Origin of the sequence: Candidatus Cardinium hertigii (assembly GCF_050864855.1) — a bacterium.
GTDB classification, from domain to species: Bacteria; Bacteroidota; Bacteroidia; order Cytophagales; family Amoebophilaceae; genus Cardinium; species Cardinium hertigii_C.
Genome location: NZ_JBOZWW010000067.1, coordinates 1 through 4,654, shown reverse-complemented (window position 1 = coordinate 4,654; position 4,654 = coordinate 1). Strand labels below are relative to the sequence as shown.

At 33.0% G+C, this 4,654-nt stretch carries 4 protein-coding genes and 1 pseudogene; all 5 read left to right on the top strand.

Annotated features, from left to right (window positions below; genetic code table 11):
* Nucleotides 1-90: 90 nt before the first annotated feature.
* A pseudogene (locus ACRRVB_RS04870) lies at nt 91-269 on the top strand (transposase); the annotation flags it as partial.
* A 13-nt stretch (nt 270-282) separates the two neighbouring features.
* Complete coding sequence (locus tag ACRRVB_RS04865) at nt 283-1,785, top strand: Npt1/Npt2 family nucleotide transporter (RefSeq protein ID WP_432466833.1); 1,503 nt, start codon at nt 283-285, stop codon at nt 1,783-1,785.
* Between the two features lie 170 nt (nt 1,786-1,955).
* Nucleotides 1,956-3,125, top strand: coding sequence for a nucleotide sugar dehydrogenase (locus ACRRVB_RS04860; RefSeq protein WP_432466832.1), 1,170 nt, complete (start codon nt 1,956-1,958; stop codon nt 3,123-3,125).
* A gap of 8 nt (nt 3,126-3,133) precedes the next feature.
* Nucleotides 3,134-4,216, top strand: a complete 1,083-nt coding sequence (gene wecB, locus ACRRVB_RS04855; RefSeq protein ID WP_432466831.1) for a non-hydrolyzing UDP-N-acetylglucosamine 2-epimerase — start codon at nt 3,134-3,136, stop codon at nt 4,214-4,216.
* A gap of 5 nt (nt 4,217-4,221) precedes the next feature.
* Nucleotides 4,222-4,446 (top strand): hypothetical protein, encoded by a 225-nt coding sequence (locus ACRRVB_RS04850; protein ID WP_432466830.1) that lies wholly within the window; start codon nt 4,222-4,224, stop codon nt 4,444-4,446.
* The last annotated feature ends 208 nt before the right edge of the window (nt 4,447-4,654 follow it).

Below are 4,654 nucleotides of genomic sequence, written 5' to 3'. Positions count from 1 at the left end.
ATTTAATAAATAGATTGAAAATGATCCTATAGTTTGAAACAAAAATCTAATAAACTTAAAAATAAGTTACAAACTTAAATGCAGAGAGCTATAACCAAGCGATCCATCATTGAAACCATTATCGATCAGCTTAAAAATGTTAGTCCAATAGAACATTCCAGACATAGAAGTATACTTAATTTCTTTGTCAATTTGATAGCTGGAATTACAGCTTATGGGACAAAAAAAACCCTTCTATAACTAATATATATACAACTGGTTTACAATAAGTCTAATCCAGAATTGACGTTAATAAATACCTCTGGTTGTATGACAAAAGCTAATTTGTTATCAAAGGTTAAAGCGCTATTTAGGCCTATTATAGAGATACAGTATGCTAATGAGAAAAAAATAGGCGGACTACTAGTTCTAAAGTTTCTGCTTGCTCTAGTATATTGTATACTGGCAGGTATTAAAGATACATTGCTGATTACAGCGCATTCTTCTAGTGCAGAAGTGATCCCTATTATCAAGGGGGCTATTATTTTTCCACTTTCTATAGTGGTTGTTATATTTTATACCAAATTAGATAATCACTTTAAGCAATCAACCCTATTTTATAGCACAATTCTTTTCTTCTTATGCTGCATTCTACTATACTGCTTTTTGTTATATCCAAATGCATATAAGGGAAGTCCTAATATTATAGCAGACCGACTAACCATTTATTCGGATGGAAAACATCTCCATTGGATCGCTATATTTCGTCACTGGATACACGTATTGTTTTTTATTATAGCAGAACTTTGGGGTCAGGTAGTACTAATGGTATTATACTGGAATTTTGCAAATAGTATTTGTACTGTAGATGAAGGTAAAAAGTATTATGGAATACTAATTGCTGCAGGAGATTTACCTTTAATTATTACTGCACAACTTATTCAGGTTTTGCTAAAAAAGAACGTCCCCTTCTTATTAACGGTTCAATCTTTAGCACGGTATATAGTTGTTTTATGTGTATTAATACTTTTTACCTATTGGTGGGTAAATAAGACTATAAACAAGAACCCGGGTAACGTTTATCATTCAAGGGCAGTTTCTACAAAAATTAGGCTATCTCTAAGAGAAAGTTTTCATTATATCATATGCTCAAAATATTTGACACATCTAGCCATGATGGTAATATCTTGCGCATTTTCTGTTAATCTTATGGAAGCAACTTGGAAATCGTATATTAAAGATGTGTTTCCTAAATCAATAGATTATCAAAATTTTTCATCATCAGTAGCATTCTGGTCAGGTATTTTTGCATTAGCCACTTCTCTGTTTCTTACTAGGGGATTTATTGAAAAGTTTGGTTGGGGCAAAGCTATAAAAATAGTACCCATAAGTATAGCTATTATGGGGTGTTCATTTTTTTTAATGAGTTATGCTAAAAACAGTGTTCCATTCTTACAAAATAGTATAGGAACTAGTTTTGCCAGGTATATTGCATGGTGGGGTGGTGTGCAAAGCATAGTTATTAGGGTCGTAAAATATGCTTTTTTTGACAAAACCATACAAATAGCTTACATTCCCCTTGCTCCAAGTATTAAGGTCAAGGGGAAGACTGCTGTAGATATCTTAGGTTCTAATATAGGAAAAGCAGGATCAGCTTGGATACAAATTGGTCTACTTGAATTGTTCAATACGAATAGCCTTCAAAATATTTCATTAATCTTATTTATGCTTTTACTTATAATCAGTATTTGCTGGTATAAATCTATTAATTATGTAGATCATCATTTAACCACTTCTACCAGATAAAAAGATTAGTCGTCCAGCAGATCTCTTAGCTCGAACAACGCTACAAGAAAAATAAGGCATCAGCCATTTTAACCATTTTATACTTAATAAAAAGTGATAATTTTATCGTAAATATCCCATAATTTTATTATGTATAATTTACCTCTAAAAAACAAAACCTACTTAGTAAAATGCGTCAAAAAGTTTGTATGGTAGGGTTAGGGTATGTAGGATTTCCTACAGCTTGTGTGATAGCTAATGCAGGCTATTCAGTACTCGGTGTAGATATTAATGAAAAGATTATATCAAACATTTATGAAGGTAACTATATGGCTTGGGAGCCCCAATTAAAGGATCTATCTATAAAACAGATAGATAGTGGTAATCTTAGGCTATCAACAAAAATTGAATCTTCTGATATCTATATCATCACTGTACAAACACCATTAGATAGAGACAATAAACCCAATATTTTTTATGTGCGTTCAGCCATTGAAACGATTCAACCACACCTTAAAAATGGTGACCTCGTACTCATTGAATCGACATGTCCTATAGGTACAACTGAAACGATTGCCAAAGCGGTTCGAGGTACTTATGCTAGTGGTATATGTTTAGCCTATTGTCCGGAAAGAGTATTACCAGGTAATATTGTTGATGAATTAATCTGTAACAGTAGAATAGTGGGAGGAGTAGATAAGGAATCTGGTATGCAAGCTGCTAACTTTTATGATTCATTTGTACGCGGAGAAGTCGAAATTACGGATGCTAGAACCGCAGAAGCAGTAAAACTTATAGAAAACAGCTATCGTGACATCAATATTGCATATGCCAATGAGTTATCTATGCTTGCTGATCAGGTTAATCTAAATATACATACATTAATTAGGCTAGCCAACAAACACCCACGTGTAAATATCTTACAACCTGGACCAGGCGTTGGTGGCCATTGCATAGCCATAGATCCATACTTTTTAGCTAGTGCAGCACCTGAATTTTCTACACTTATTTTAAAAGCACGGGAAGTTAATATCCATAAAACCAATTGGGTCATTCAAAAAATAAACAAGCAGGCTCAAGAAAATAATGTTAAAACCATCGCTTGCTTAGGCATGTCGTATAAAGCTAATGTATCTGACACACGAGAATCATCTGCTATAAAAATAATTGATTCCCTAAAAAAAGACTTTAATATTATGGCTATTGATCCCTACGTTAACGGTATAGTACCGATAAATGATATCCTAATAGAAGCAGATATGATCGTGCGTTTAGTTGCCCACGATATATTTTTAGATATCCCTAATCATTTATTAGAAAAAAAGATTTTTCTTGATTTTACTGGAGTGTTGCCAAAATGAAAACGATAATGACCGTAATAGGCACCAGACCTGAGGCAATAAAGCTCGCGCCTATTATTAGCGCCCTTGAAAATAAAAAATGTTTTCACCATAAAATATGTATAACCAGACAACATACCTCTTTACTGGACATATTACTTGAAAATATGCATATCAAAGCCAGTTATCAATTTGAACCAATAGAAAGTGATGGGGATCTTACTCAAAGTGCTACAATGATGTTATCACAGTTGGGTAATATTTTAAAAAAATTAAGACCAGATTTAATAATGGTTCAAGGGGATACCACAACGGCTTTTATAGCAGCACTTGCTGGATTTTATGCGGGTATATCCGTGGCACATGTAGAGGCAGGTTTGCGTACAGGTAATCTATATACCCCTTGGCCCGAAGAAATGCATAGATGCTTTATAGATAAAGTTAGTTCCTTTTTTTTTGCGCCAACCCATCAAGCAAATATTAATCTTATTAAAGAAGGCGTTTCAATCGATAAAATTTGGGTGGTAGGTAACACCTCTATTGATGCTATAAGGCTTATATACAACAAAGTAGATCAATCAAATATTAACTATAAAGTACCATTTATATTGGTTACCATTCACAGAAGGGAAAATCATGGTAGAGTATTAAAAGAAATTTGTAGTGGTTTGTCTATACTTGCCAAACAATTTCCAAAAATTAAAATTGTATTTTGTTTACATCCAAATCCTTCTATAATGGATCCTGTAAAAGCGATACTAGCAAGTATGGATAACATTGATTGTATTCCACCAGTAGACCATATTACATTTATTAAATTGCTAAAAGAATGTAGATTTGTAATCACAGATTCTGGTGGTATACAAGAAGAAGTAACATTTATTGGGAAGCCCATACTGGTCATTAGATACATAACAGAAAGACCAGAGGTTATTGAATCTGGTACAGGCATATTAGTAGGAACAAGCAAAGAAAATATTATTAAAACTGCCAGTAGATTACTCAATGATCCAACTTTATTGACCAGCATGTCAAAAGTACATTTCCCCTATGGAGATGGCTATGCAGCACAAAAAATTGTGCATATCTTGGAACAAGCACTCAAAAAATAAAGTAGATGAACCCATCAGGTATTCTATTCTTTGCAGACCGTCTTCCTCCATTGATTGGAGGCATGGAAATACATGCCAAATATTTTATAGAATATTTTGATAATCATTATAAATTTCCCATCCTTGGCATAGTTACAAAAAATTCCATAGGACAAGATTATATTGTTTTAAAGGGTAATAACCGATTGATACATTTAGATGAACTAAGACATTTATTTAGTCGGTCCTGAAATACTGTATAATTATTTGTTAATCAGCAAATAAATGGTTAAATTTGTATTGGTTAATAACCAGTTTTAGAGTTGTTTTGTATAAAAAGCTTGCAAAATAAGGATGAAATCTAAGAAAATAAATAATAGCCTTGAGCGTTTGTTTGAGCAACGCTTATCTAGTTTTCTTAACCCGAAACATCCTTTATTCCAGTTATCTGATTCGATT